The organism is Amycolatopsis sp. NPDC051061, from assembly GCF_040682935.1.
In the GTDB taxonomy this organism is placed as follows: Bacteria; Actinomycetota; Actinomycetes; order Mycobacteriales; family Pseudonocardiaceae; genus Amycolatopsis.
The window spans coordinates 99,156-123,079 of record NZ_JBFBBZ010000026.1 but is presented as its reverse complement, the minus strand read 5'-3'; the positions used below and the strand labels follow the sequence as shown (position 1 = coordinate 123,079).

Sequence of the window (23,924 nt, the reverse complement as noted above, 5' to 3'; positions counted from 1 at the left end):
CCCGCCGATGCGCGCGCGCTGCGCCCATCCCGCTCGCGGGCGCCCGGGTGTCAGCCCCCCCCCGGGGGGTGGGGGGGTGCGTTTGTGGGCGCGGTGGGGGGGGGGTGTTTCCCCCCCCCCCACGGCATTCAGGCGCCCGTGCGCGACGCCGTGATCGCGGCACGCCGGGCGAGCCGGCGGGCCCGGCGGGATCCTTGCCTCGGCGTTCCTGCGGTGGTCCTCGTCCGTCTCGGGCAGGACCGGCGCCACCGGTCGTGGCAGACCGTCGTCGTCGACCGCCACCAGCACCACGTTGGCGGAGGCGACGTGCACCGGCGGCACCGACCGGCCCCAGCGGTCGGCGGTGGCGCGCACCCCCACCTCCATCGAGGTCCGGCCGGCCCAGTTGACCTGGGCCCGCAGGTGCAGAACGTCGCCGACCCGCACCGGCACGCGGAACACCATTTCGTCGATGGCCGCCGTCACCGACGCACCCTCGGAGTGCCGAGCCGAGACGCCGCCGGCCGGGGAGCCGACGAGCTTCATGAGCACCCGCCGTGCACGGTACCCATCAGGTTGGTGTCGTGGTCGTCCATGATCTGGGACAACGTCAGCCGTGACTCGGAGGTCGGTTTGCCCCTCACGCCGCCTGAGGTTGCCCCTTCGGGCCGGACACTCTGAGCCCAGACAGTGGTCTGGGGAAGGATGTCCTGGTGCCACGTTCGTCGAAGTATCCCGAGCAGTTCCGCAAGGACGCGGTCGAGTTGGTCCGCACCTCGCAGCGTCCGCTGCGCCAGGTCGCCCGCGACCTGGGCGTGAACCACGAGACCTTGCGCAACTGGGGTCAAGACCGCCGAGAAGCAGGCCGGGCAACCGACCGCCGTGTCGGGCGGCGCCGATCAAGACGAGTTGCGGGCACTGCGTAAGCGGGTGGCGGAACTGGAGGTGGAGAAGGAGATTCTGCGGAAAGCTGCCGCCTATTTCGCGAAGGAGATGGGTCGTTGACCTGCAGCTACCGGTTCATCTCCGAACACCGCGCCGCGTTTGGCGTCGCACTGCTGTGCAGGGTCCTGGGTGTGCGCCGCCCCTGGTTCTACGAATGGATCGGGGCCGCGCCCGTCAGAGCCGCCCATGCCGCGGCAGAGGAGGAACTGGCCACCGAGATCGCCGAGGTCCACGCCGAGCACCGTGGGCGCTATGGCTGCCCGCGGGTCACCGTCGAACTGCGCCGCCGCGGCCACGGTGGTCAACCACAAACGCGTCGAACGGATCATGTGCGAGCGCCGGATCGCCGGAATCAGCCGCCGGCGACGCCGGTCGCTGACCAAGCAGGACACCGCCGCACCGGCGTCGGATCTGATCCGCCGGGACTTCACCGCCGACGCGCCCGGCCAGCGGTTCGTCGGCGACATCACCTATCTCCCTACGCAGGAGGGCTGGCTGTATTTGGCGACCGTGCTTGACCTGCATACTCGGGAAGTCGCCGGTCACGCGATGGCGGAGCACATGCGTGCGGAGCTGGTGTTGCGACGACCGATTGAACCCAAGCAGTACACCTCGTCGACCTTCCGTGCTGCTCGCGGCGGCGGGTATGCGGCCGTCGATGGGGCGGGTCGGGTCGTGCTACGACAATGCCGTCGCGGAGTCGTTCTTCGCGACCCTCAAAACCGAGATCGAGGCCAAGGTCTGGGTCACCCGCGACGACGCCCGCCGCGCAGTGTTCGCCTACCTCGGCTACTACAACCACGACCGTCTACATTCGACACTCGGATACCGAACACCCCACGAAACCCGCATGAGCTATCGTCAAGATATCGCCCTCGCAGCATAAACCCCGGTGTCCGGTTCCCCGGGGGAACCTCACTCGGCCGAGTGGTTGCGGCCATGGCAGGCCGGCAGGCTGGCCCTCGCCGCAGTGCGACGACGCGGCCGTCCGACTGGCCGCCTCGGGCATTCCGATTCTGCTGCTGCACGGCCGCCAGGACATGACCTTCCCAGTCGCGTTGCTCGAGCAGACCACTGCGCTGATCCCGGCTGCTCGTGCTGTCGTCCTCGACGACGCCGGACACATGGCCCATATCGACCAGCCCGAGCAATGGATCACCGCCGTCGGCGAGTTTCTGGAATAGCTGGACATGCGTCCGCTATTCGGCTACTTGAGACTGGGCGGCAGGACCAGGTCCGGCCAGACTCTGGTCCAGGTGCTCGGTGAGTCGCTCCCACAATCGGCTGCCTGCCAGCGTCATTGGTGTGGCTCTCTCATGGCATGCGTCTCACCGAGCGCCGCGCGAGGAGTGGCTGAAAAGGGGTCTGTTCGACTCGAAGTAGCGGTGCCCTCCTTGCTGACATCGACGCGTCGAGGCAAGGAGAACCGCATGCCGGTGATCATCGGGATGGACCCGCATAAACGCTCGGCCACGATCGAGGTGATCAACGAGTTCGGCGACATGGTCACCGTCGGGAAATTCAACACTGACCAGCTCGGCTATACGGAAATGTTGTTGACTGGGCGCCGGTTCACCGAGCGGGTATGGGCGGTGGAAGGCTGCAACGGCGTCGGCCGGCATATCGCCCACCGACTGGTCCACGACGGTGAGACGGTGCTGGACGTGCCGGCGAAGCTGTCCGCGCAGGTGCGGGTGTTCGCCACCGGCAACGGCCGCAAGATCGATCCCGTGGACGCGCACTCCGTCGCCTTGGCCGCCTTGCGCGCACCGAACCTGGTCCGAGTGCAGGCCGACCCCGAGCTGGTCGTGAGGGCCATGCTCGTCGATCGCCGTGACAGCTCGGCCGCGCCAGGACGCAAACCGTCAACCGCCTTCACCGGCTGCTGCTGGAGCTCTTTCCCGGCGGTGCGAAGAAGTTCCTGTCCGCGACCCAGGCCCGCGCCCTCGTGGCGACGATCAAACCGCGGGACATCGTGGGCAAGACCCGCCGCCGTCTGGTCGTAGAGTTGATCACCGAACTCGAAACGATCGACAAGAAGACCAAGGCCGCGGACAAGGATCTTCGTGAGCTGGTGATCGCCCGCGGCTCCACGCTGCTGGACCTGCACGGCATCGGCCCGTCCGGCGCCGCGCGGCTGCTGGCCGACGTCGGTGACATCCACCGGTTCAGCAACCGGGACCGGTTCGCGTCCTGGAACGGCACCGCGCCCCTGGACGCGTCCTCCGGCGAACAGCAACGGCATCGCTTGTCTCGCGCCGGTAACCGCAGGATCAACCGGACACTGCACATCATGGGCGTCGTCCAGCTTCGCAATTCCACCGCCGGCGGTTCTATTTCGACTCGAAGAAGGCGGCTGGCAAGACGTCGATGGAAGCGATGCGCGCCCTCAAACGACGCTTATCGAACGTCGTCTACGCCTGCATGCTGGCCGATCAGAAACGGCGTGATGCGGCAGATTCGCGAGGGCACTCGGGGACGACTTTGCGATCCAGCGTGGCCGGCCTGACCCCAGACACCGGCCCTTCGGACAAGCCACAACCCGAACCCGCCACCCGCAAGCCTACCTCCGCCAGGGTCACCCCTCGACATAAAGGGGAGCCATGAGAGCGCTCCGGTCTGATGGGCGCGCGGATCACTGCGGTCGAAACTCGGTCGCTATGGCAGGCGCCTGCCACCTACCATCACGGTGAACCCGCCCAAGGCGCATCAACCCGGTACGGGTGCGTCCTACCCGTCGCATTGTGGGGTAGCAGTTCGTTCGAGTCGGCTTGTATCGGGGAAAGCCTGCCTCGACGGGAGGTTTCGGAGTCCCACGTAAGCGCAGGCGTGGACGCGCCTGTCCAATTGCATCTCAGTTGCGGCGACTCGGTGTTCAACGAGTTCGCTGTTGCCGCCGAGGGCGCCGACGAGCTGACGGCCGAGCCGGGGTATCACAAATTCCGTCACTCGAAGTCTCGTTGCTCATAAGTCTGCGCGCACGTTCGCGCTTATCCTGGTCGTTTTCTTGATGAACCCTGTGGCGGTTGCCACCCATCAGAACTAGTCCATGTCGGCGTAGGCCTTACGCCGCGAGCGTCCGGATCAGCCGCGCCAGTTCCTTCGATCGCGAAGCAAAGGGTGAGTGGCTGCTCTCGAGCGAGCCGATCCGGAAGCGGTGGGCCGGGGCGAACCGGTCGGCGTCGTCGATCATCCTTCGTTGGAGCGCGGGGGTGACGACCCGGTCCTGCGTCGTCAGCACGTATGAGCGCGGGATCGAGCCCCACCGTTCCCGAGTCGCGCCGACCTCGGCCGCGGCGATCCGAGTGGGGTTGTCCGGGACGAGACCGTTGGCGAAGGCCAGGAAGCGCTCCTCGTCGACGTCGCCGTAGAAGGTGCGGTGCAGCAGGTCGCGGTAGCCGGCGTCGGTGCTGCGGAAGTTGATCCGGGTCGCCCCGATCGCCGCCGGGTCGCCGATGTAGAGGTCCGGGTAGCGGGGGCCGGCTTCGGGCAGGCGGAGGTAGGCGCCGGCCGATCCCAGCAGCGTGGGCACGAGGGCCGCGATGTAGACGATGTGGTCGACCAGCTCGGGAGCCTTCTCCGCGGCCCGCGTCACCGTGAGCCCGCCGAGGCTGTGCGCGACCAGGACGAGCCTGCGCCCGGCACCGCGCAGCCGTCGGAGAGCGGCCACGACGGCGTCGGCGGTGTCGTCCAGCGTCAAGTCCCGCAGCGGTGAGGCCTCGGCCGTGAGCCCCTGCTGCCCGGCGGTCAGGTACGACACCGGGAAGCGGGCGTTCGGTCCCGCGCCCGGCAGGTCGAGGGCGCAGGCGCGCGCGTCCGCCGTCGCGAGCTCGAAGCTCACGTCGGTCCAGGCGGCACTGCTGTGCCATGCGCCGTGCACTAGGACGAAGTCCGTTCCGGTTGCCTTCCCGTGACCCGGCGGCGGCCCGAATCCGGCCATCAGTGCGCTCCCGAGGATCGTGCGCCGGTTCGGCGGCGTGCTGGTCAAAGTCCGTTGCCTTCCCGGATATACCGCGCTGCGTGCCGGGCTGCGAGGTAGCCGAACGTCAAGGCGCCGCCGATCCGGCACCCGGGGCCCGGGTACTCCGACGCGGTGATCGAGTTCGCGTCGTCGCCACAGGCGTACAGACCCGGCACGGGTTCGCCGGTTGCGGTGAGGACGCGGGCGTCGGTGTCCGTCCGCACCCCGAGGGTGGTCGCCAAGGGTGTCGGGAAGGTGGCGACGGCGTAGAAGGGCGGCCGGCTGAGGGTTCCGCGCGCCGCCACGGTGTGCTCCAGCCCGTCGAAATCGACGCCGATCTTCGCGGCCAGCGCGCGCACGGTGGGGCCGGACCGCAGGTAGCCATCTCCGAGGTGCCGCCGCAGCACGGCTCGCGGCAGGTACGGCCGGACCATCCCGAGTCCGTGCTTCCGCAGCGCCGCCGCGTCGGTGACCAGCCACGCCGGCACCGCCGGGCCCGGCCGGGCGGCGTACATGGCGCGGACGAAGCGGTGGTAGGACATCGACTCGTCGACGAACCGGCGTCCGCCTCGGTCGACGGCCACGATGCCGGGCTTGGCGCGGTCCCAGATGTGCGGGAAGACCGCCGTGCTGCCATCGCGGCGCCGGCCGAGAGAACCGGGAAACCACATCGCGTTGTCGTCCTGGGGCGCGCCGAGCGCACCGCCGACCGTCTGGGCGAGGCGCAGGCCGTCGCCGGTGGCTTCCGGCACGGCCGGTGTGAACTGGGCGACGGGCTCAGGCAGGTATTCGGCTCGCAGCGCGGGGTTCGCGGCGAAGCCACCGCAGGCCAGGACGACGCCGCGCCGGGCGCGGACCCGGCTGACCACGCCCCGCCGGTGCAGCACCGCTCCCTCGACCCGGCCGCGCTCGTCGACGACGAGCTCGTCGGCGTGGGCGGTGAACCACACCTCCGCCGACGTCGCCCGCAAGCGCCCGTAGAGGGCGGCGACGAGCGCGTTGCCCATGGTCAAGCGGGTGCCTCGGGGATAGCCACCGGCGCGGTCGAGCAGCCAGCGCAGGCCCAGGCGGCCCGCCGTCGACGCGGCCTGGACGGTTTCCCCGGTGAAGGCGGCTGCCAGCTGGTCGGCTTCGGCCCGGCGGAGCATCAAGGTCCCGCCGAGGAGCGTGAATTCCCGCACCGGGCGGCGGACTCGCCCGAAGGCCTGCCGGCCGAGACGCCGTCCGTCGAAGGGCTCCGGTTCGAGGGCCCGTCCGACGCCCGCTCCGGGCACCTCGGGGTGGTAATCGACGGCGCCGGCCGTGTGCCGGAAGCCGATTCCCAGATCCCGCAGGTGGTCCAGGGCCTCGGGGGCGTACCGGAGGTACGCGGTGCGCAGGTCCCGGTGACCGCGGTCACCGACGAGCGCGTCGAGATAGCGGGCCGCCTCGGCGACGTCCGCGCGGGGGTCGGCCAGCTGCCGGTGTCCCGGAACCCACACCGTGCCCGCCGAGCGGGCCGTGGTTCCGCCCACCCACTCCGACTTCTCGGCGACGAGGGTGGACAGACCCGCGTGCGCGGCGACGACCGCGGCGGTGAGCCCGGCCGCACCCGATCCGAGCACCAGCAAGTCGGCTTCGTGGTCCCAGCCGGCCATCAGTACGTCGCCCGCCCGCCCGAGAGGTCGTAGGTGAACCCCGTGGTGAACGACGCGGCCGGGGAAATGGCCCACCGCACGAGCGCGGCGACTTCGGCCACCGCGGCGAGCCGTCCCATCGGGATGAGGGTGCGGAGCCGGGCCACCTGCTCGTCGGACATCCCCCGGATCAGGGTCGTCTCGACCATCGTCGGAGCGACCGCGTTCACCGTGACGCCGGTCGTCGCGTACTCCTTGCCGAGTGCCTTCACCATGCCCATGAGCCCGGCCTTTGAGGCGGAATACCCGGTCATCCCGGCATTGCCGTCCTTGCCCGCCATCGAGGCGATGTGCAGCAGACGGCCGTACCCGGCGGCGGCCATCACCGGGAGGACCGCCTGGGACAGCGCGAACGCCCCGGTGAGGTTGACGCGCAGCACGTGCTCGAAGTGCTCGATCGGTTCCTCGGCCGCGGGTGCAGGGTGGCCGAGGATGCCGACGCAGTTGACGACCCCGTCGAGCCGGCCCAGGGTGCGCGTCGCACCGCCGATCATTTCCCGCACACCCGGGGGATCGGTGAGGTCGACGGGCAACCAGCCGGTCGGACCGGGCAGGGGCCGCCGCACCGCGGGCAGGTCGCTGCCGACGACCACCGCGCCCGAGGCCAGCAGCAGTTCGGCGACTCCGGCGCCGATGCCGTTCCCGGCTCCGACGACCAGGACGCGCAGGCCGTCGATCCCGTCACGGGTCACGGGATGACCTTGCTCGGCGGGGAAGTTCACGATGACACACCTTTCGGGGAGGGCTCACGGGTTTCCGGGCTCGCCAGGACGGCTCCCGCCGAAGTGAGGGCGAGGGCGACGAGCAGCGCTCCGATCGCCCAGTACGAACCGGTCGCCGCGCACAGCGCCGACGCGATCAACGGGGTGAACCCGCCCAGCGGATCGGAAAGCGAGCGGGCGATGGTGACCCCCGAGTTGCGGACCCGCGGCTCGAACATCTCGGCGAGGTACGCGCCGGACACCGCGAGGATGACCTTGACGCCGAGCCCGTAGGCGAGCACCAGCGCGACGATGACGAGCAGTGGGTTCCGCGTCTCGAGCAACCAGAAGAACGGGAAGGCGAACGCGGCGAGGAAGAACAGTCCGAAGAGGAACACCGGTCGGCGGCCCACGCGATCGGCCAGGTGCCCGCTCAGCGGGATCACCGCGAGCCCGACGGCGTTCGCCACCAGGACCCCGGTCAGGGCCGGCCCGGCGCTCATCCCGAGCTGCGCGGTGCAGTACGAGATCGCGAAGACGTTGAACAGCTGGGCGCAGACGGACTCGGTCGACCGGGCGAGGGACGCCAGGACCAAGTGCTTGCGGCCGGTGCGCAGGAGTTCCCGCAGCGGACTCGCCGCCAGCGTCCCGGATGCCTGCAGTCGCTCGAACTCCGGGGACTCCGCCACGCGCAGCCGGAGGTAGAGCCCGACGAACACGAGGCAGAACCCGAAGAGGAACGGCAGCCGCCACCCCCAGTCCAAGAAGGACTGACGGGGGAGCAGTGACATGAGCGAGAAGGCGGCGGTGCCGAGCATGATCCCCAGTCCGACGCCGAGGGCCGGCACGGTCGCGTACAGCCCGCGCCGTCCGGCGGTCGAGTACTCCGAGGTCATCGTCACCGCGGTGCCGTATTCGGCGCCGGCCCCCAGGCTCTGCACCAGCCGCAGCATCACGAGCAGGACCGGGGCGGCCAGCCCGGCCTGGGCGTGCGTCGGGAGCAGCCCGATCGCACCGGTCGAGGCGCCCATCAGCACGAGGCAGAGGATGAGCAGGCGTTTGCGCCCGATCGTGTCGCCCCACCGCGCGAGCACCATGCCCGCCACGGGCCGGAAGACGAAGCCGATCGCGTAGGTGGCGAGGGCCGCCAGCGTTCCGGCGACCGGGCTCGCGGCGGGGAAGAACAGCGGGGCGAACACGAGCGCGGTGGCCGTGCCGTAGATGTAGAAGTCGTACCACTCCAGCACGGTGCCGATGAGGTTCGCCGCGACGGCTCGGCGTCTGGCTGGCGAGGTCGTCTCCGGGTGCAGAGCCGGTGAGGTGTGGGTCAACGGTGACCGCCTTCGACGTCGGTGTACGGGACAGAGCAAGGAAGGGCCCGGTCAGGGGCCGCTGCCGGGGACGGGGGAGTCGACGACGGCGCCCGCGTCGCGCAGCGCACGGCGCAGCTGCTCGACCGGAACGTCGTGGGTGCTGATGTCCTGGCACGCCGCGATGGCCGCGGCGGTGCCCGCCGCCTGACCCGTCGCCATGGCCGTGCCCATGTGCCGGGTGGCGCCCATCGCGCGCCCCGTCGCGGACAGGCACCGGCCCGCCACCAGGAGGCCCTCGGCCCCCCGCGGGACGAGACACCGGTACGGGACGGAGAAGGGAGCGGGTGGTTCGAGCAGTACGAGTCCGGTCCCCCTGGTGTCGTGCACGTCTAGGGGGCCGCCGGCCTGGGCGATCGCGTCGGCGAACTGACGTCCCCCGAGAACGTCGTCCTCGGTCAGCGTGTAGTCGCCTTCGACGCGCCACGTCTCGCGCACGCCGATCCAGGGAGCCAGTGCGGCGAGGTAGCACCGTTCGAACCCCGGCACGGACGTTCGCAGGAAATCGACGACCGCCCGGATCTGCGTGCGGCCGATCCGTTCGGCGGCGGTGAGGTCCCGGCTGTCGGAGCCGTCGAGCCCGGTCACCCGGGTCATGAGGATGAACGCGTCGGATCCTTCGGGGGAGCTGATCAGGGACAGCAGCTCCTGCTGGAGCGCACCGGCCCGCACGCCGGACACCGCGAGCCGCCGCTTCTCTTCGCGCGGCAAGGCGCGAAAACGTGCGACATCGACGTTCGACAGCCTTGCCATGAGCGTCATCGGCTGGCGGCGCCGCCGGTCCTCGACCTGGTTCTGCGTCCGGCACCCCGCCCGGCGGCTGACGACCGCGTTCGCGGTGGCGTCGACCACAACTTTCGCCCGGATCGCGCGACGTGCGTACTGGTCCTGGGTGACGACTCCGCCTACCGTGGTGCCCAGCTGAAGGGGGTCGACGACCTGGGTGTGCAGCTGCAGCTCGGCCCCGCTCTCCGCGAGCATGTCGTCGAGGACGAACTTGAGCACTTCCGGATCGAAGGGGAAGGTCCGTACCTTGACTGGGTTCCGGCTCGCCTCGGCGAGGACGTAGGGGGTGAACGCTTTCGCGCCCCCGGCTTTCACGAGGCGGTCGGTGATCTCGTGGGCGATGCCGCCGCCGACGCGCACGTCGCGCCAGTAGAAACCCATGAAGCTGGCGACCATCGCGCCGGTAGCCGTGCCGCCGAGGAACGGCGCCTGCTCGACCAGCACTGTTCGTGCTCCGGAGCGGGCCGCGGCGACGGCCGCGCAGAGCCCGGCCGGACCGCCACCCGCGACGACGACGTCCACGGTTCGGTCGACCTCGATCGTTTCGCCGGGCAGGCTGATCGAGTCGCCCTCCGTCGTGTGCGGCAACGCTGGTTCTCGTCCGGTCATGGTTCAGAACGGTGCCTCGCCTGGGCCCGGCGGTGGCCTCTGTTCCGCATTGCAGAACCGCAAGGCTCTGACCAGCTACGATCTTTCCGTAGAAGGCTGGAGGTGAAGCGATGGGACGCACGCCGGGTTATCCGCTGAAATCGGTGGATCACGCGCTGCAGGTGCTGGCGACGCTGCAGACCGGTGCGTCGGTGACGGTCGGCGACGTCGCGCAGCTGCTGGGTATCGGCCGGTCGAGCGCGCACCGGGTGCTGAGCGCGCTGGTGTACCGCGGCTTCGCCGAGCAAGGGGTGACGCGTGTGTACCGGGCGGGCCACCGCCTCCCGGTGAAGCGACCGGGCGGCGATCCGCTGAGCCGGCTGCGAGCCTCGGCGGCGCCGGCCATGAAGGGGCTCGCGGAACAGACGAACGAAACGGTGTTCCTGCAGGTGCTGCGCGGCCGTGACGTGCACTTCATCGCCACGGTCGAGTCGGGGCAGGCGGTCCGCGTCGGGGACCGGACCGGCTTGGTGCTTCCGGCGCACATGGTCTCGGGCGGCCGGGCGATGCTCGCGACGATGAGCGACGAAGACGTCATCGCGCTCTACAGCGGCTCGCGACTGGCCGCCGACCCCCGAAGCCTGCATCGCACCCTGGAGGACGTGCGCGCCAAGGGGTTCGGCACCAACGTCTCGGAGACGAGGTCGGGATTCGTCGCACTGGGCGTGGCGGTGGGCGGCCGGGAGGACCACGCGCACACCGCGATTTCCCTGGGCGTACCGGAGTTCCGCTACGCCCCGAACCGGCTTCCGGAGTACCTGACGGCCCTGCGCCACGCGGCGGCGACGATCGAGAAGGCGAAGCCGGCACCGCGAACTCCAGCCGGGTAAGACACCGTGGAAGCGACGGGTCAGGCGAATCGTCGGCGCAGCTCACCGACGCCTGGGGTTCCGGTGTGGATGACGTCACCGGCGTACACACCTTGCCCGACCGGACCGGATTCCTCGGCAAAACGCTCGCGGCTGCGGGCACTGTGGCGGCGCTCGCGCTCGCCACAGCGGCTCCCGCCGCCGCGGCGGCATCCCCTCCACCGTCGGGACACGAACATGGTCGATCAGCGCCCGAGACCACTCTGGATGGCCTGGATGAGGAGCTTGTTGAGAAATTGGTTAGTCGCGCGAAGGCCGCGGGCTGCAGCTGACCGGCAAGGGCGGCGGCCTGAGGAGTCCGGTATCCGGCAATCGTGCTGTTGTTGGACGATGCCTGCGCCGAGTTCGTGCCGTCCCTGGCCTCGATCCGCAGATCCAGCACAGGATCTGCGTCGTACACCGAGCCCGCCGGCGGAGGACCGGTTCTTCGGGAGGCGGGCATCGACCCGTCGATCGTGACGGCGTCGCCGCGCGGTCGTCTCCGCGGTGAACCGCCCCGCGCCGGCGAGGCTCAGCCCGCGTGCCGACCGGGCCACCGTCCCCGGCCGGGACGAACCGCGGTAGCCGGGTCGGGGTTGAGGTTGGCCAGTTCGTCGAAGGTGGCCCACTCGTAGGATTTGGCCCAGGACAGGTCCTCATCGGACAGTTCGCCGTCGACGAGCCCGGCGATCAGCCGCCAGCCGTATTCGGTGTGGTCGTGCGCGGTGAGGATGAGCAGTTCGGGGAGTGCGCGGCAGAGCCATTGGATCCGCCGTACCGAGTCGACGTACTGTGCCTGGTCGCCGGTCTGGATCGCCCGCACCTGGTCCACCGCGAGGTGGTGGATGGTGTACATCGCGTCCCTGGTCAGCAGGAACCGGTGGTCCACCAGCACGCTGGTGCTTCCCGGGCTGTGTCCGGGCGTCGGCAGCGCGAGCACGCTCCCGTCGCCGAACAGGTCGGCCGAGCCGGTGAACCCGCCGATGGCCGGTCCGGTGAACTCGCGCGAAGCTGGGCATCACGCTGCACGTTGGCGGACAGGGCTGGTGCTCCGCGCTGCCGCGACGCACGCACGTGCCGATGAGCGGTAGCGGTCAGGAGACCGCCGGCGGCCAGCGATGCCCGCGCCACTCGTCCCAGGATGCGAATCCATCCGGTGGATCATCAATAGGTTCGCTGCCGTCGAGTTCACCTCGCGTCGGGATCTGGATGATGCCGACCCACTCGGCGAGTTCCTCGTCGGACATAGGCCACGTGGTGTCTGCCTCGTCGGCTTGGCGCTGATCGAGTCGTCTCCGCTGCTCGGCCGGGGACACCTCGAAGTAGTGCATCTCCACACTTGCGCCGCGGTCCGCCGCTGCCTGCCGCAGCGCCGAGCGCTCGTCTCGACCCCACAGTCCGTAGTCGATCACCACGTTGCTGCCGAGTTCGAGGGCGCGCAGCCCGATCTGGATGAGCCGTCCTTCGATCACGTCGGAGGCTGATGGCGGGTTCTCGTGCCCGTAGAGAGCCTTTACCCACTCGTCCTTCGTAAGGCGAAGCGCGTTGCGCTCGATCTCTATGCGTCGCGCAGCACCGGTCTTTCCAGTGGCTGGCAGCCCGACCGTCAGAAAGAGCGTTGGTTGTCTCATCCCATCCCCAGGCTAAGCGAAAGCCTCATTATCACTGATCGCGCGCTCCTGAGGCAGTCTCAAGTAGCCGCCGAGCGGGTGTTCGGGTGGGACGGGTCTAGGGCCTGTATCGAAAGCGCCGGTCACAGCCACCCGTTGCTCTGAGGCAGGGGTAAACCGCTACTTCAGCGGTGGATGTGGCGAGTACGGTGCGGCTGTGGCCGGTGATCGCGTGCAACGGCGGCTCACGGAGACAGACGCGCGGACGCGAAGGAGCGAATGATGCCAGGCGCTGTACTGCGAGGGGTGACTCTGGACTGTGCCGACCCGCAGACGCTGGCGGACTTCTACGGTGCACTGACCGGGATGCGCGAACTCTTCAGTACGGACGAGTTCGTCGCTCTGACGGACGACTCCGGCTGTGATCTGGGATTCCAGAGGGTTGACGGATACCGGGCTCCGCAGTGGCCGGGTCAGGACGTGCCACAACAGTTCCACCTGGATTTCCGCGCTGACGACCTCGATGCGATGGAAGAGCTGGCCCTGGAACTCGGCGCGGCCAAACCGGACCATCAGCCCGGCGACGGACGCTGGCGGGTACTCCTGGATCCGGCCGGCCACCCCTTCTGCCTGACGTCTTCCTGACGTCACCGGCGTTGACAGGTATCCCCCGTCAGACGCCGTAGCGCTCAGGCTTGGGCGAGCGGTTCATCAGCTGCTGGCCGCCTCGGAGAGGGCATGGCCTCAGATGCGCTGGTCACAGCCACTCGTTGATGGCCGCTACCAGTACGGTTGCCTCGTAGCGGACCGCGAGCTTGTCGAAGACAATGAGCAATCACACGATCGGACATGCCGGGGCGGAGGTCAAGCGTCGCTGGCTGATGCTCGCTGCATGTGCCCTCGCCGCACTGGCCGTGGCGCTGGCCGTCACCGCCAACGGGCCGGTTGCGGTGCGCGATCCCGGCTGGGGGCGGCGTTCGAACCGTCTCGATGCAGCTGACCACGGCTGAGCTGGCGGCGTGGCAGGCGCAGACTGCGACGCCGGCCGGCCGCGCCGAAGTCGTCACGCTGATGCGGGACGCCTTCGCGGGCGTCGCTGTCGTCGGCACCGGTCCCCGGGAGACGCGGGGGTGCCGCCGTCGGTGCGGGGCACATCCAGACGGCTGCATACACCGGCGGTGTCCGTCCGGCCGTGGCCACCGGCATCACTGGTGACCGCTTCTGGATCACTGCGTCCTACGCCGACATGGCCAACGGTGCGATCTGGGGTGCGGTGCGCGCATGCCAGACCCGGCTGCCCGGCTGGCTGTGCACCAGCGCCGGCAACTTGCTGTCCAGCTGGGCGCAGGGCTGGGGTTCGGCCAGCAACCACGGCCTGTGGGCGGAGATCTATTGGGCTCCGCCGCACGTCAACGCCGGGCGTTGGAAGCCGGTTGATCGACGGCCGGGGCGCGCCATAGTGGCACGCCCCGGCCGTTCCAGCTGTCCGTGCATCTTGGCCGCGGGTTTGCAGTCGCGCTGATCTGGTGCCGAGGCTGCCGCGCGGTGGCCGCGAAACTCACGCGCGGCGAGCGACGACGCTCGCCGCGCGCATGAGTACATCGGCACCCCGCCGGGTCGCCACGGCAGCCTCGCCATCCTCGGCTCACCGGCGCCTGACCGCCCGTCTGGCTTGTGCCCGCGCGTCGGCATAGGCCAGACGGGACCTCAGGCGAGATTCATCAGCTCCTTGGCTGTCGAATTTTGATCAGCAGGCGAGGCGGGTCGCTCTTGACCGGGGTGAAGTCATGTTCGCGATAGAAGGCGGCTGTATGTCATCGAGTGCGTCGACGGCGAGTAGCCGGCCGGCAGCCAGGTCGGCGACGCCGACGATACGTCCGATGGCATCGAGCAGGAGATCGGTCCCGAGGTCCTGGCCGTGCAGGCTGCGATTGAGAGCGAGCCGAGCAAGGAGGTGGCCGGGTAGGTCCAGCGCAACGCGCAAGCCCTCATATTGGGCGACGACGCCCTCGGATGGTCACTGCTGATCGCAGTCTGACCCGGTCGTGGGTTTCGCATCGCAGCTCACCTGGGCTGGAGAGGACGGCGAGCTGGTCGCGTTGTCCGCCGCCTACCAGCGACACCGGCTCGTGCGGCAGGGTGATTGGACAGCAGATGTGGCGGCATCGATGCACCTGCCAGGCCGTCCGCATGCGTCGTCTGTGTCGCCTGAGGTATGCCCGAGGTTGCGCTCACTCCTGCGATGAGTGACAAGCGCAGGTGGTGTCCGTCAGCGGTCTCGGGTGAGAGTCGTGTGGTGTGCGGGCGGCGGCATGCGGTGGTGGAACGGCTACGCAAGCTGCCAAGGCGTGATCGACAGATTGCCTGGTCAGTGCAGTGAAGGGGATGGTCGAGTGTGACCAAATCGTGCTGTGTTCGCAGCCTCTGCCCTGGCGGGCTTGACGTCCGCACCTTATACTTGAATCACTGATGATGAGAATGATTCACCGATGTGAGGGGCTATGCCGACGACGAACGTTGGCGCGCTGATCGAGCGCGCTCTCAAGACCGCCAACCTCAGCCAACGCACCCTTGCAGACGCCACTGGCATCTCGCAGCCCACGCTATCTCGCATCATTGGTGGCCAGAGGGCTGCCAAGATGCCGGAGATCGTTGCCATCGCCCAGGCCACAGGGCATACGGTCGCCCAGCTCGCCGGTACAACGACGGTAGCTGACCGCGTGCAATGTGCGGCGAGGTCAACGAACGAATCGGAGATGCAGCAGATGCGGGAAGCGCTGCTGCACTACCTGGAGTTGGACGCATACCTGGACGACCAGGCTGTCCTGGCGACCGTGTGAGCAGCTGACAGGAATCATGAGCACGGAAGCTGAAGGCCGGAGCAAGGCAGAGAAGTTTCGAGCCGATCATCACCTGGGGGACCAGCCGCTGGGTGACCTTGCTGCAGTGATCGAGCAGACGACCGGTTTTGATGTAGCTGTGCTCGATGTCGGCCCGGACGAGCATGGGCTCGCCATGCGCGACCCAGCGCGCGACGCTGTCTTCATCGGCGTCGCGCGCACGCTCAACCCGATGCGGCAGCGCAGCACACTCGCCCACGAACTCGGACACGTGCTGTTCGCAGACTGGGTTGATACCCGCGAGGTCGCCTGGGGAGGCAAGAGCCCCACTGAGAGTCGAGCGAATGCGTTCGCGCGGCATCTGCTGGTCCCCCTCGCAGGGCTGCACGAGTTCCTTGAAGGGCGCCCGGGGCCCACGCTGGCCACCTTGTCGGCCGTAGTGCAACGGTTCCTCGTATCCCCTGCCGTCGCGGCCATCCAGCTGTGCGAGGGCCGGTACATCGACGTGGCCACCAAGGACGAGTGGAAGCGCCACGACACGCCACAGCTGGCCGCACGCTTCGGGTGGAGCGATCAATATGGTGGCCTGCAGGCGGAGTCCAATCGGCGTCGCGCGCCGCAACGGCTGCTGGCCCGAGCGATCAACGGCTACGCCGAGTCTGTCCTGTCTGCGCAGGCCATCGCCACCTTGCGCGGTATTCCGCTGTCCGAGGTCGAGAAAGACCTGCAAGAGGCAGGCGTGGTTCCTGAGCAGCGAGAAGTGGGTTGGGCCGACGCAGCGGAGCTGCCTAACGCTGATGTCGACCTGGCCGAGCTGGATGCGGCCCTCAGTCGCCCCGACGAGGAGGGCGAGGGTGACGCGCAGGATCGAGAGGTCAGATGAGCCATCGGCCGATCATTGACGCTGGCCCTGGCCTCAACTTCTTCTCGATCAACCGGGAGCGCCTGCTCATTGGCGCATTGGGCAAGCTCTGTACTCCGGAATGCGTGCGAGACGAGATCCGCGGGAAGGCGGCGCGCGACACGCGCTTCAGGGCCGCGGAAGCGGTCTGGGGAAGGATCACGCCCAACTGGATGGAAGTACTCTCCGACGACTCGACGGCGGAGCTCGAAGCGGCTGTGCAGCGGATCACTCAGTTGCCCATGGCTCAGCGGCTGGCAGATCCGAAGGATCTGGGCGAGCTGATGGTCGTCGCGCACGCGGTCGTCGTTGCAGAGGAGGGCGCTGACGTCACGGTCCTGATAGACGATGGGCAAGGTGCCCGCCTTGCGAGCTCCGAGATAGCGAGGCTCGGTCGCCGGCAAGCCCAGGGCAAGTCCGTGGGCTCCATTCAGCTGGTAGGTACCGTGACGGTCCTTCAGATCGCAGCTCGAAGAGGCCTGCTGCGGGATAAGGCGGAGATGCGTGATGTCTACGGGCGGATGCGCGGCCTCGATGACGGTCTCCAGCCGATCGAGGTCACGAATCTTCTTGCCAAGGAACTATGGGGCCGCCCAGACTGACCTGCCCATCGCTCAGGGCGGTGCCTGGGACCGGCAGGCAATCCGGCGGCCCTGCTTGGCGGGCTCTGATCGCTCGGTAGAGCTTCTCCTGTGCTGCGGCAGGATGTCCGTCAAAACGGATCAGGCTCACTCGCCGAACAGTTCGCCGCCCGTCGCATCAGTACCGACCAGATCACACTGGCAGATCGGCGAGGGAGCTTGTCCGGGAGGCTGCGGTGCGCCGGTACCACGCGACGCAGATGGCGATCCCCATGAGCACGGGCACCAGGAGCGGTGCGATCGCGAGGCTGAGGTCGGCGAGCTTCTGCAGAGCGGGGACGTGGTCGGTGGTCTTCTTGTAGTAGGTGTTCGGGAAGAAGTGGCCGAAGTACCACCAGCGCAGGCACCAGTAGACAACCCAGCCGCCCAGAACGAACACTGCGGCGCCAAGTCCGATGGGGCGATTTTCTGTGGTCCTTGTCCCCGCGGGGCTGTTTTTCCGGAACTAGTAGGTGACAGCACCACGACCCCGCCGGTACGTCCCGGCGGCACCTGGCACCGGAGGCCCCCTCATGACCCGACGCTGGCAGCCTCCGGACGGCCGTCCCCACTACCGAGGAGATTCGACCCGTCCGCCGCGCAGGTGGCGCGGCCGTAACCGCGCTCCCGCCGGAGCCCGCAGCAGCACCGCCGCCGACGCCCGCGCGGCCTCGTGGCCAAAGTGGTCCAGCGCGCCGACGCACGAGCACCGAGGCGTCAGCCCCGATCCCGGCGACGTGCGGAGCCGATCCGATCGACGCGCACGAGACCTGGCCGGCGCCGATTGTTGGGGGCGCAACGCGACCGCGTCACCGGGCCCTCTGCGGACTCGGCCACAGGCGCGGCAGGTAGTTCGGCTATCCGTGGTCGCGGCGGCGTTGGGCTCGTGGCGAGGGGAACGGGCAATCTGGCACTCGTCGCGCTATCAGCGCAGGTCGCCGAGCACGTGTCGTTCGACCGGCTCGCGCCACGCAGCACGCCGATCTGCTCTACCTACAGCACATCGTGGCGTTGCACACCCCGGTCCGGGCCAGCGTCTGCATGCCGGGCCGAGTGCGTCGGCGGCCGCAGCTGTCGGCTGTGTTCAGTTACAGACGGCGGGCCAGTTGACCCCAACGTCTCCAACACGCTGTTTCAGGTATCGACCCCTGAACCCGCACTTGCCAGCGCCAGTGCAAACCGAGTTTAAGAGGCCGTCATGACGAATCCTAAAGAGATCGCTCAACTCGTCGGCACACTCGTGCGGCTGACGGAGAGGCTGGCTGCAGACGCCAGCCAGCGAAAGTCCTTTGACGCGCCAGCGGCGTCTCAGGTCTTGCTGACCGTCGAAGAGACAGCCCGGCGACTCAGCGTCGGACGTACCACGACCTTCCGCTTGATTGGTTCAGGTGAGCTTGTTTCGGTTCGTATCGGTCGGCTGCGGCGGGTTCACGTTGATGTAATTGACGCCTACGCCGCAAGCCTGGCCTCTCAAGTGGACGGTGAGCGTGCTCCTCGGAGAGAGGGAAAGCCATGCCAAGACCGAAGCGACCCGAAGGTACTCGTGCACCCAACGGGGCAAGCAGCGTCTACTTCAGTGAAACGGACAGCCACTGGCACGGCCGGGTCACGGTCGGACGTAGGGACAACGGAGAACCGGACCGTCGCCACAGCATGTCCAAGGACGAGTCCAAAGTCCGCAACAGGGTGCGGGAGTGGGAGAACGAACGCGACGAAGGGCGCGTCCGGAAGGCGGGGAAGAACTGGACAGTCGAGAAGTGGCTGAACCACTGGCTGTACGAGATCGTGGCCCCACCGACCATCACCGAGAACGCCTGGGAGGCGTACGAGGTGGCGTGCCGCGTGCACCTTGTCCCGGGCGTTGGTGCACATCGCCTTCAACGATCCCACACAGATCACAAGCTGGAACCTGAGCACCTGGAGAAGCTCTACCGGAAAATGATGCAGGCCGGCGCCGCTCCCGGCCGCGTGCACCAGGTTCACCGCACGATCCGAACTGCCCTCAAGGAGGCCGCCAAGCGCGACATCATCACCAAGAACCCCGCGGAACTGGCTCGGGCCCCGAAGGTGGAGGAGCAGGACTACGAGCCATACGACGTCGACGAGATTCAGCGCATCCTCGAGACCGCCAATCGTCATCGCAACAGCGCGCGGTGGGCGATCGCGCTCGCCCTGGGGCTCCGACAGGGCGAAGCCCTGGGCATCCAGTGGTCGGATGTGAACTGGGATCGCTGGGACCGGCCGTGCAAGCAGCACAAGTCGCCATTCTGCGCCAAGTGTTTCAAGCGACACGCGCCGGAAATCGGTGTGCGGCGAAATCGGCTCCGGCCGAAGTACAAGCATGGTTGCGCGACGCCGTGTGGCCGGAAGTTCGCCGGATACTGCCCTCAGCGCGTCTCGACTCGCCGGGAGACCGCGCCCACGAAGTCGCGGGCCGGTAAGCGGTACATCGGGCTGCCGAAGCAACTCGCGCTCCTGCTCGTGCGGCACCAGGCTGCCCAGGCCCAGGAACGCGCCTTGGCGGCCGACCTCTGGGAGGAGACCGGCTACGTCTTCACCAAGCCGACCGGTCAGCCGCTCGTGCCCAACACCGACTACCACCACTGGAAGGAGCTGTTGCGCGACGCCAAGGCGGGAGAGCGTCGGCTCCACGATGCCCGGCACACCGCCGCGACGGTTCTCCTGCTGCTGGAGGTCCCCGAGCGGACTGTCATGTCCATCATGGGGTGGTCGAGTACCGCCATGGCCGCGAGGTACCAGCACGTGACCGACCGCATCCGCCGGGGCGTGGCCGGCCGGGTCGACGGGCTGCTCTGGGCACCGCCAGACGGCGCGGCGAACGAGGGCGACGAGACGCCGGAGGTGGCCTGACCAGGGTCAAATGAGACTAGAACTGAGACTAAGGCGGAAAACGCCGGGTGTCCCGAAGACGGGCACCCGGCGTTTTGCCTGATCAAGCGCGGAGGATACAGGATTCGAACCTGCGAGGGCGTGAACCCAACACGCTTTCCAAGCGTGCGCCTTAGGCCGCTCGGCCAATCCTCCGCAGGAGACGATACCGGATGGGTGTCCCGGGACCTGAAGGCGGGTCTCAGCTGTTGGTGGCGGGCGGCGCCGCGACGATGTCGGCCACCACGCACGTGATGTTGTCCGGGCCGCCGCCTTCGTTGGCCAGGCGGATCAGCTCCGGGATCACCTCGGCCGGGTCCGGGATCGCCGCCAGGACGTCGCGCAGGGTGGCTTCGCTCACCGGGCCGCTCAGACCGTCCGAACAGAGCAGATAGCGGTCTCCCGGCTTCGCCGTGAACGTCCAGATGTCGGGGTCGCTGGAACCCGTCGTCTGCAGCGCTTTCATCAGCAGCGACCGCCGCGGGTGCGAGTCCGCGTCCTCGGCCGCGACCCGGCCGTCCTCGACCAGGGCCTGCACGAGCGTGTGGTCGCGGGTCAGGCGGCGCAGGCCGCCTTCGCGCAGCAGGTACCCCCGGGAGTCGCCGACGTGGGCCGCCGCGAACTCGATGCCGTCGAACATCAGCGCCGTCAACGTCGTGCCCATGCCCACGGTCGCCGGCTCGTTCGAAGCGACCTCCGCAAGTCGTTCATCGATGGACTTGACCACGCCGGCCAGCGTCGCGGCCAGGTCGATGCTTGTGAGGTCGATCCGCCGCAGGTCGACGTCGAGCTCACGCACCACGTCGACCGCGGTCGCGCTGGCGACTTCGCCGTGCGGCTGGCCGCCGATGCCGTCGGCGACCGCGAGCAGGCGGGAACTCGCGTACAGCGAGTCCTCGTTGACCTGGCGGCGCCGGCCGACGTCCGACCCCGCGGCGTACCGGAGGACGTACCGATCGTGTGTCATGTCCCCATGAAAGCATTGGTTGACTGAGTTCACAAGCAACTCCGCTGAATGGAGCACTCTCCGATAGAGTGCCGCCATGGACGACGACGCCACGGTCAGCGCGGCCGACATCGCGCGGCTCGCCGGGGTCGGCCGGGCCGCGGTGAGCAACTGGCGCCGTCGCTACCCGGACTTCCCGCCGCCCGTCGGCGGCACGGCGTCGAGCCCGTTGTTCGGGCTGTCGGCCGTCGCCGGCTGGTTCCGCGCCCGCGGCAAGAAGTTCGAACTGTCCGCCGGTGAACGCGCGTGGCAGCGCCTGCGCGCGTTGGGCGACGACCTCGACCTCGCCGAGCGCGTGAGCCGCGCCGGCGCCTTCTTCGCCTTCCAAGCCGGGATTTTCGAAACCTTCGACAGCTTGCTCGACGATCCCGAGCTGCTCACCCTGCTCAGTGAGATGACGCACCGGGCCGGGCCGCTCGAGTCGTTCGAACTGTTGTGCCGCCGGTACTTCGAGGCGCATTCACGGCGGTTGTCGGCCACCCCGGAGCCGGTCGCCGAGCTGATGGCCCGGCTCGCCGGCCCGGTCTCGGCGATCCTCGACCCCGCCTGCGGCTTCGGCGCGCTCGCGCTCGCGAGCGGCGCGAAAACCGTGCTGGGTCAGGACAGCGACCCGATGACGGCCTCGATCGCGACGCTGCGGCTGCGGCTGCGCGGCATCGAGGCCGAGGTCTACGCGGTCGACGCGCTGCGCGAAGACGCCTTCGCCGGCCGGACCGCCGAAGCCGTGCTGTGCGACCCGCCGTTCAACGAACGGGCCTGGGGGCACGACGAACTCGTCGGCGACGCGCGCTGGGAGTACGGCCTGCCGCCGCGCGGCGAGCCGGAGCTCGCCTGGGTGCAGCACTGCCTCGCGCACGTCGAACCCGGTGGCCCGGTGGCGATCCTGATGCCGGGCGCGGCGGCCGGGCGGCGCAGCGGGAAGCGCATCCGTGGCAACCTGCTGCGCGCGGGCGCGGTGCGCGCGGTCGTCACGCTGACGTCGGTGGGTCCGGACCTCTGGCTGCTGCGGCGGCCGGTGCCCGGGCAGCGTCCGCCGTCCACCGTCCTGCTGGCGGAGGCGGGTGCCGATCTGTCCACAGTGGATGAACTGTGGCGGGAGTTCCGCGAGCATCCCGAATCCGGCGTCCGGATCATCGACCTGCTCGACGACGACGTCGACCTCACGCCGGCCCGGCGCCGCGGCCGGGACGAGGATCTCGGCCAGGCGTTCCAGGCGGTGCGGGGCCGGTTCGCCGGACTGGCGCCGCAGCTGCCGCCGCTCGAAGCCGTCGACACCGAGCCGGCGTTCACGACGATCGGCGAGCTGGTCAAAGCCGGGGTCCTCGAGGTCCGGCACGCGGCCCGCGCCGACGCCGAGCACCCGAGCGCCGAAGCGGGTGACGTCGTCGCGTCCGTGACCGGGATCGCGTACGTCCACAGTGGACCGTCAGAACCGGTCGGCGCCGGCCTCACCGTGTACCGCGTCGACCCGGACCGGCTGGACGCGGACTTCCTCGCCGGGTGCCTGCGCGCGGCCGACCTGCCCGCCGCGTCCGCGTCGACGCGCATCGACGGCAGGCGCGTGCGGGTCCCGCTGGTCGCGATCGACGTCCAACGCGAGTACGGCGAGGTCTTCCGGCGGCTCGCCGAGTTCGACGCCGTCCTGCGCGAGACGGCGGAAACGGGCCGTGAGCTGGTGAGGCTAGGCTTCGCTGGACTTGTCGAAGGACGGCTCACGCCGGGCCGTCAGGGGAACGGATGCTGATCGCCGACCGCTACGAGCTCGAGGAGCTGCCGCTCGGGCGCGGCGGGATGGGCGCGGTGCACGGCGGACACGACCGCAGGCTCGGCCGGCGCGTGGCGATCAAGCTGCTCAGGCTGCCTGGCCGCGACGAAGAGCTCGAAGCCCGCTTCGCCCGCGAAGCACGGATCCTCGCGACGCTCGATCACCCCGGCGTGCCGACGCTGTACGACTACGGCACCCACGACGACCGGTTGTTCCAGGTCATGCAGTTCGTCGACGGCGTGACGGTCGCCGACCTGCTCGCCGAGCACGGTCCGCTGCCGGTGCCGTGGGCCGCGGCGATCGCGGCGCAGGCGTGCGCGGTGCTGACCGCCGCCCACGCGCTCGCGGTCTGCCACCGCGACCTCAAGCCGTCCAACCTGATGCTCGGGCCGGACGGCGGGGTCAAGGTGATGGACTTCGGGCTCGCGGTGCTCCGCGAAGCCGACGCCGCGCAGTTCACTCGGGCCGGGCAGCTGCTCGGGACGCCGTCGTACATGGCGCCCGAGCAGATCCAGCGCGGTGGCGCGGAGCCGCGAAGCGATCTGTACGCGCTGGGGTGCGTGCTGCACGAGATGCTCACCGGGCGCCGGCTCTTCGACGGGCCCACGGCGTACGCGGTGTTCGAGCGGCAGGTCAAGGAGCTGCCGCCGCCGGTGCCGGGGGTGCCGAAGCAGCTCAACGCGCTGCTCGCCGAGATGCTGGCCAAGGACCCGGAAGCGCGACCGCCCGGGGCGGCCGCGCTGTACGAGCGGCTCGGCGCGTTCGTCGGTGCGCTGCCCCCGCTGCCGGGCTTCCTGGTGCCGCCGTCGGTGCCCAGCCCCGGCCGGATGTACGCCCGGATGCTGGGCCGCGTCAGCGGCTGAGTGCCGCCGGCCGCTGGTCGGCGAGCGGCAGGCCGCGCCGCTGGATGCGGGAGTACGTCGTCGCGTTCTGCACCGCGATGCTGACGCCGAGGGTGAGCGCGATCGACGCCGAGGTCAGCGGACCGGCGACGCCGAGCGCGGTGCCCAGCGCGATCAGGCCCACCCGGACGGCGATGGTCAGCAGCCACAGCCCGACGGTGACGGCCGAGCCCTTCTGGAAGGTCGTGCCGTCGCGCTCGGTGAGCGTCGTCGTGGTGCTGCGCAGGACCCCGAGCCCGGCGAGGACGACGAGGTCGGCGCCGAGCAGCCCGAGTTCGGCCGGCGACGCGCCGGGCAGCGCTTTCGCGGCGAGGTACCCGCCGACGGCGACCAGGATCAGCGGCATCACGACCAGCGTCTTGCGGGTGAGCAGCGTGCCGCGGACCTGCTTGTAGACGACCTTGTAGAGGACGTAGGCGGCGATGGCCGCGTAGAGCAGGACGTTCACTGCGCTGGGCATTTCGGGGCTCCCTGGCT

General features: G+C 69.3%; 29 protein-coding genes, 1 tRNA gene and 2 pseudogenes. 19 read left to right on the top strand and 13 right to left on the bottom strand.

The annotated features are described in order from the left end of the window. A partial coding sequence (locus AB0N03_RS31335; protein WP_364378992.1) for a hotdog domain-containing protein occupies window positions 1-525 on the bottom strand: 525 nt, incomplete at its 3' end. A gap of 167 nt (window positions 526-692) precedes the next feature. On the opposite strand from AB0N03_RS31335, the gene AB0N03_RS31330 reads away from it, so the two are divergent. The 7 genes and pseudogenes from AB0N03_RS31330 to AB0N03_RS31300 all read left to right on the top strand — a co-directional run bounded on the left by AB0N03_RS31330 (window position 693) and on the right by AB0N03_RS31300 (window position 3,433). After that, window positions 693-905: a transposase gene (locus AB0N03_RS31330; protein ID WP_364378909.1), complete on the top strand. Its 213-nt coding sequence runs from the start codon at window positions 693-695 to the stop codon at window positions 903-905. Between the two features lie 150 nt (window positions 906-1,055). Beyond that, window positions 1,056-1,175: pseudogene (locus tag AB0N03_RS31325) on the top strand (hypothetical protein); the annotation flags it as partial. A gap of 1 nt (window position 1,176) precedes the next feature. Continuing rightward, window positions 1,177-1,446: pseudogene (locus AB0N03_RS31320) on the top strand (IS3 family transposase); the annotation flags it as partial. 103 nt (window positions 1,447-1,549) lie between these two features. Next, window positions 1,550-1,810, top strand: coding sequence for an integrase core domain-containing protein (locus AB0N03_RS31315; protein WP_364378906.1), 261 nt, complete (start codon window positions 1,550-1,552; stop codon window positions 1,808-1,810). Further along, a complete protein-coding gene (locus tag AB0N03_RS31310; RefSeq protein WP_364378989.1) occupies window positions 1,782-2,108 on the top strand; it encodes an alpha/beta hydrolase in 327 nt (108 codons plus the stop codon). The genes AB0N03_RS31315 and AB0N03_RS31310 overlap by 29 nt, the downstream gene beginning before the upstream one ends. A 246-nt stretch (window positions 2,109-2,354) precedes the next feature. Continuing rightward, window positions 2,355-2,930, top strand: a complete 576-nt coding sequence (locus tag AB0N03_RS31305) for a transposase (RefSeq protein WP_364378904.1) — start codon at window positions 2,355-2,357, stop codon at window positions 2,928-2,930. Next, the gene (locus AB0N03_RS31300; protein WP_364378901.1) at window positions 2,873-3,433 is read left to right on the top strand and encodes a transposase; all 561 of its coding nucleotides are present in this window, start codon (window positions 2,873-2,875) and stop codon (window positions 3,431-3,433) included. Before AB0N03_RS31305 ends, AB0N03_RS31300 begins: the two co-directional genes overlap by 58 nt. Before the next feature lie 555 nt (window positions 3,434-3,988). Here AB0N03_RS31300 and AB0N03_RS31295 read toward each other — a convergent pair. Genes AB0N03_RS31295 through AB0N03_RS31275 form a run of 5 tightly spaced genes read right to left on the bottom strand, consistent with a single transcriptional unit; the run spans window position 3,989 to window position 10,027 of the window. Beyond that, window positions 3,989-4,864, bottom strand: coding sequence for an alpha/beta fold hydrolase (locus AB0N03_RS31295; RefSeq protein WP_364378898.1), 876 nt, complete (start codon window positions 4,862-4,864; stop codon window positions 3,989-3,991). A gap of 44 nt (window positions 4,865-4,908) precedes the next feature. Beyond that, window positions 4,909-6,522, bottom strand: a complete 1,614-nt coding sequence (locus AB0N03_RS31290) for an FAD-dependent oxidoreductase (protein WP_364378895.1) — start codon at window positions 6,520-6,522, stop codon at window positions 4,909-4,911. Continuing rightward, window positions 6,522-7,283 carry an SDR family NAD(P)-dependent oxidoreductase gene (locus AB0N03_RS31285; protein WP_364378892.1) on the bottom strand — a complete coding sequence of 254 codons (762 nt, stop codon included), beginning with the start codon at window positions 7,281-7,283 and terminating at the stop codon, window positions 6,522-6,524. Before AB0N03_RS31285 ends, AB0N03_RS31290 begins: the two co-directional genes overlap by 1 nt. Continuing rightward, on the bottom strand, window positions 7,280-8,593 hold the full coding sequence (locus tag AB0N03_RS31280; RefSeq protein WP_364378889.1) for an MFS transporter: 1,314 nt from the start codon (window positions 8,591-8,593) through the stop codon (window positions 7,280-7,282). Before AB0N03_RS31280 ends, AB0N03_RS31285 begins: the two co-directional genes overlap by 4 nt. A gap of 51 nt (window positions 8,594-8,644) precedes the next feature. After that, a complete protein-coding gene (locus AB0N03_RS31275; protein WP_364378887.1) occupies window positions 8,645-10,027 on the bottom strand; it encodes an FAD-dependent oxidoreductase in 1,383 nt (460 codons plus the stop codon). 110 nt (window positions 10,028-10,137) lie between these two features. On the opposite strand from AB0N03_RS31275, the gene AB0N03_RS31270 reads away from it, so the two are divergent. Next, entirely contained in the window at window positions 10,138-10,896 is a 759-nt protein-coding gene (locus AB0N03_RS31270) for an IclR family transcriptional regulator (RefSeq protein ID WP_364378884.1), read from the top strand. Window positions 10,897-10,961: 65 nt separating this feature from the next. After that, on the top strand, window positions 10,962-11,207 hold the full coding sequence (locus tag AB0N03_RS31265; protein WP_364378881.1) for a hypothetical protein: 246 nt from the start codon (window positions 10,962-10,964) through the stop codon (window positions 11,205-11,207). 239 nt (window positions 11,208-11,446) lie between these two features. On the opposite strand, the gene AB0N03_RS31260 is transcribed toward AB0N03_RS31265, so the two are convergent. Then, window positions 11,447-11,854, bottom strand: coding sequence for a hypothetical protein (locus AB0N03_RS31260; protein ID WP_364378878.1), 408 nt, complete (start codon window positions 11,852-11,854; stop codon window positions 11,447-11,449). Window positions 11,855-12,008: 154 nt separating this feature from the next. Beyond that, window positions 12,009-12,545, bottom strand: a complete 537-nt coding sequence (locus tag AB0N03_RS31255) for an ATP-binding protein (protein ID WP_364378875.1) — start codon at window positions 12,543-12,545, stop codon at window positions 12,009-12,011. Window positions 12,546-12,830: 285 nt separating this feature from the next. On the opposite strand from AB0N03_RS31255, the gene AB0N03_RS31250 reads away from it, so the two are divergent. From AB0N03_RS31250 to AB0N03_RS31240, 3 genes are all read left to right on the top strand, one after another. Next, the gene (locus AB0N03_RS31250) at window positions 12,831-13,169 is read left to right on the top strand and encodes a VOC family protein (RefSeq protein WP_246265157.1); all 339 of its coding nucleotides are present in this window, start codon (window positions 12,831-12,833) and stop codon (window positions 13,167-13,169) included. Window positions 13,170-13,339: 170 nt separating this feature from the next. Continuing rightward, window positions 13,340-13,534, top strand: a complete 195-nt coding sequence (locus AB0N03_RS31245; protein WP_364378872.1) for a hypothetical protein — start codon at window positions 13,340-13,342, stop codon at window positions 13,532-13,534. A gap of 182 nt (window positions 13,535-13,716) precedes the next feature. Beyond that, a complete protein-coding gene (locus tag AB0N03_RS31240) occupies window positions 13,717-14,046 on the top strand; it encodes a hypothetical protein (RefSeq protein ID WP_364378869.1) in 330 nt (109 codons plus the stop codon). Window positions 14,047-14,271: 225 nt separating this feature from the next. Here the strand turns inward: AB0N03_RS31240 and AB0N03_RS31235 are convergent, their stop codons facing one another. Next, window positions 14,272-14,508 (bottom strand): hypothetical protein, encoded by a 237-nt coding sequence (locus AB0N03_RS31235; protein ID WP_364378866.1) that lies wholly within the window; start codon window positions 14,506-14,508, stop codon window positions 14,272-14,274. A 517-nt stretch (window positions 14,509-15,025) separates the two neighbouring features. Between AB0N03_RS31235 and AB0N03_RS31230 the strand changes: the two genes are divergently transcribed. The 3 genes from AB0N03_RS31230 to AB0N03_RS31220 are packed head-to-tail and all read left to right on the top strand — an operon-like array spanning window position 15,026 to window position 16,867. Continuing rightward, window positions 15,026-15,364, top strand: a complete 339-nt coding sequence (locus AB0N03_RS31230; RefSeq protein WP_364378863.1) for a helix-turn-helix transcriptional regulator — start codon at window positions 15,026-15,028, stop codon at window positions 15,362-15,364. Between the two features lie 16 nt (window positions 15,365-15,380). After that, the gene (locus AB0N03_RS31225; protein WP_364378860.1) at window positions 15,381-16,247 is read left to right on the top strand and encodes an ImmA/IrrE family metallo-endopeptidase; all 867 of its coding nucleotides are present in this window, start codon (window positions 15,381-15,383) and stop codon (window positions 16,245-16,247) included. After that, a complete protein-coding gene (locus tag AB0N03_RS31220; RefSeq protein WP_364378857.1) occupies window positions 16,244-16,867 on the top strand; it encodes a hypothetical protein in 624 nt (207 codons plus the stop codon). The genes AB0N03_RS31225 and AB0N03_RS31220 overlap by 4 nt, the downstream gene beginning before the upstream one ends. A 172-nt stretch (window positions 16,868-17,039) precedes the next feature. Here the strand turns inward: AB0N03_RS31220 and AB0N03_RS31215 are convergent, their stop codons facing one another. Next, window positions 17,040-17,285, bottom strand: a complete 246-nt coding sequence (locus tag AB0N03_RS31215; protein WP_364378854.1) for a hypothetical protein — start codon at window positions 17,283-17,285, stop codon at window positions 17,040-17,042. A 798-nt stretch (window positions 17,286-18,083) separates the two neighbouring features. Here AB0N03_RS31215 and AB0N03_RS31210 point away from each other — a divergent pair. After that, window positions 18,084-18,650, top strand: a complete 567-nt coding sequence (locus AB0N03_RS31210) for an excisionase family DNA-binding protein (protein WP_364378851.1) — start codon at window positions 18,084-18,086, stop codon at window positions 18,648-18,650. Then, window positions 18,539-19,756 (top strand): site-specific integrase, encoded by a 1,218-nt coding sequence (locus AB0N03_RS31205; RefSeq protein WP_364378848.1) that lies wholly within the window; start codon window positions 18,539-18,541, stop codon window positions 19,754-19,756. The genes AB0N03_RS31210 and AB0N03_RS31205 overlap by 112 nt, the downstream gene beginning before the upstream one ends. An 89-nt stretch (window positions 19,757-19,845) precedes the next feature. Here the strand turns inward: AB0N03_RS31205 and AB0N03_RS31200 are convergent. Then, window positions 19,846-19,930: transfer RNA gene (locus AB0N03_RS31200), tRNA-Ser, on the bottom strand. A 46-nt stretch (window positions 19,931-19,976) separates the two neighbouring features. Next, window positions 19,977-20,741, bottom strand: coding sequence for a protein phosphatase 2C domain-containing protein (locus AB0N03_RS31195; protein WP_364378845.1), 765 nt, complete (start codon window positions 20,739-20,741; stop codon window positions 19,977-19,979). Window positions 20,742-20,817: 76 nt separating this feature from the next. Between AB0N03_RS31195 and AB0N03_RS31190 the strand changes: the two genes are divergently transcribed. Next, window positions 20,818-22,524, top strand: coding sequence for an N-6 DNA methylase (locus tag AB0N03_RS31190; protein ID WP_364378842.1), 1,707 nt, complete (start codon window positions 20,818-20,820; stop codon window positions 22,522-22,524). Beyond that, window positions 22,518-23,408, top strand: coding sequence for a serine/threonine-protein kinase (locus tag AB0N03_RS31185; protein ID WP_364378840.1), 891 nt, complete (start codon window positions 22,518-22,520; stop codon window positions 23,406-23,408). The genes AB0N03_RS31190 and AB0N03_RS31185 overlap by 7 nt, the downstream gene beginning before the upstream one ends. Here the strand turns inward: AB0N03_RS31185 and AB0N03_RS31180 are convergent. Continuing rightward, the gene (locus tag AB0N03_RS31180; RefSeq protein WP_364378838.1) at window positions 23,398-23,907 is read right to left on the bottom strand and encodes a hypothetical protein; all 510 of its coding nucleotides are present in this window, start codon (window positions 23,905-23,907) and stop codon (window positions 23,398-23,400) included. The genes AB0N03_RS31185 and AB0N03_RS31180 overlap by 11 nt on opposite strands. Between the last annotated feature and the right edge of the window lie 17 nt (window positions 23,908-23,924).

Bases quoted from the DNA above. Each gene is read 5' to 3' on its own strand.
- AB0N03_RS31305 (WP_364378904.1), top strand. From the start codon at position 2,355: ATGCCGGTGATCATCGGGATGGACCCGCATAAACGCTCGGCCACGATC.
- AB0N03_RS31295 (WP_364378898.1), bottom strand. From the start codon at position 4,864: ATGGCCGGATTCGGGCCGCCGCCGGGTCACGGGAAGGCAACCGGAACG.
- AB0N03_RS31290 (WP_364378895.1), bottom strand. From the start codon at position 6,522: ATGGCCGGCTGGGACCACGAAGCCGACTTGCTGGTGCTCGGATCGGGT.
- AB0N03_RS31275 (WP_364378887.1), bottom strand. From the start codon at position 10,027: ATGACCGGACGAGAACCAGCGTTGCCGCACACGACGGAGGGCGACTCG.
- AB0N03_RS31270 (WP_364378884.1), top strand. From the start codon at position 10,138: ATGGGACGCACGCCGGGTTATCCGCTGAAATCGGTGGATCACGCGCTG.
- AB0N03_RS31255 (WP_364378875.1), bottom strand. From the start codon at position 12,545: ATGAGACAACCAACGCTCTTTCTGACGGTCGGGCTGCCAGCCACTGGA.
- AB0N03_RS31230 (WP_364378863.1), top strand. From the start codon at position 15,026: ATGCCGACGACGAACGTTGGCGCGCTGATCGAGCGCGCTCTCAAGACC.
- AB0N03_RS31225 (WP_364378860.1), top strand. From the start codon at position 15,381: ATGAGCACGGAAGCTGAAGGCCGGAGCAAGGCAGAGAAGTTTCGAGCC.
- AB0N03_RS31220 (WP_364378857.1), top strand. From the start codon at position 16,244: ATGAGCCATCGGCCGATCATTGACGCTGGCCCTGGCCTCAACTTCTTC.
- AB0N03_RS31210 (WP_364378851.1), top strand. From the start codon at position 18,084: ATGACGAATCCTAAAGAGATCGCTCAACTCGTCGGCACACTCGTGCGG.
- AB0N03_RS31205 (WP_364378848.1), top strand. From the start codon at position 18,539: ATGTCCAAGGACGAGTCCAAAGTCCGCAACAGGGTGCGGGAGTGGGAG.
- AB0N03_RS31195 (WP_364378845.1), bottom strand. From the start codon at position 20,741: ATGACACACGATCGGTACGTCCTCCGGTACGCCGCGGGGTCGGACGTC.
- AB0N03_RS31190 (WP_364378842.1), top strand. From the start codon at position 20,818: ATGGACGACGACGCCACGGTCAGCGCGGCCGACATCGCGCGGCTCGCC.
- AB0N03_RS31185 (WP_364378840.1), top strand. From the start codon at position 22,518: ATGCTGATCGCCGACCGCTACGAGCTCGAGGAGCTGCCGCTCGGGCGC.
- AB0N03_RS31180 (WP_364378838.1), bottom strand. From the start codon at position 23,907: ATGCCCAGCGCAGTGAACGTCCTGCTCTACGCGGCCATCGCCGCCTAC.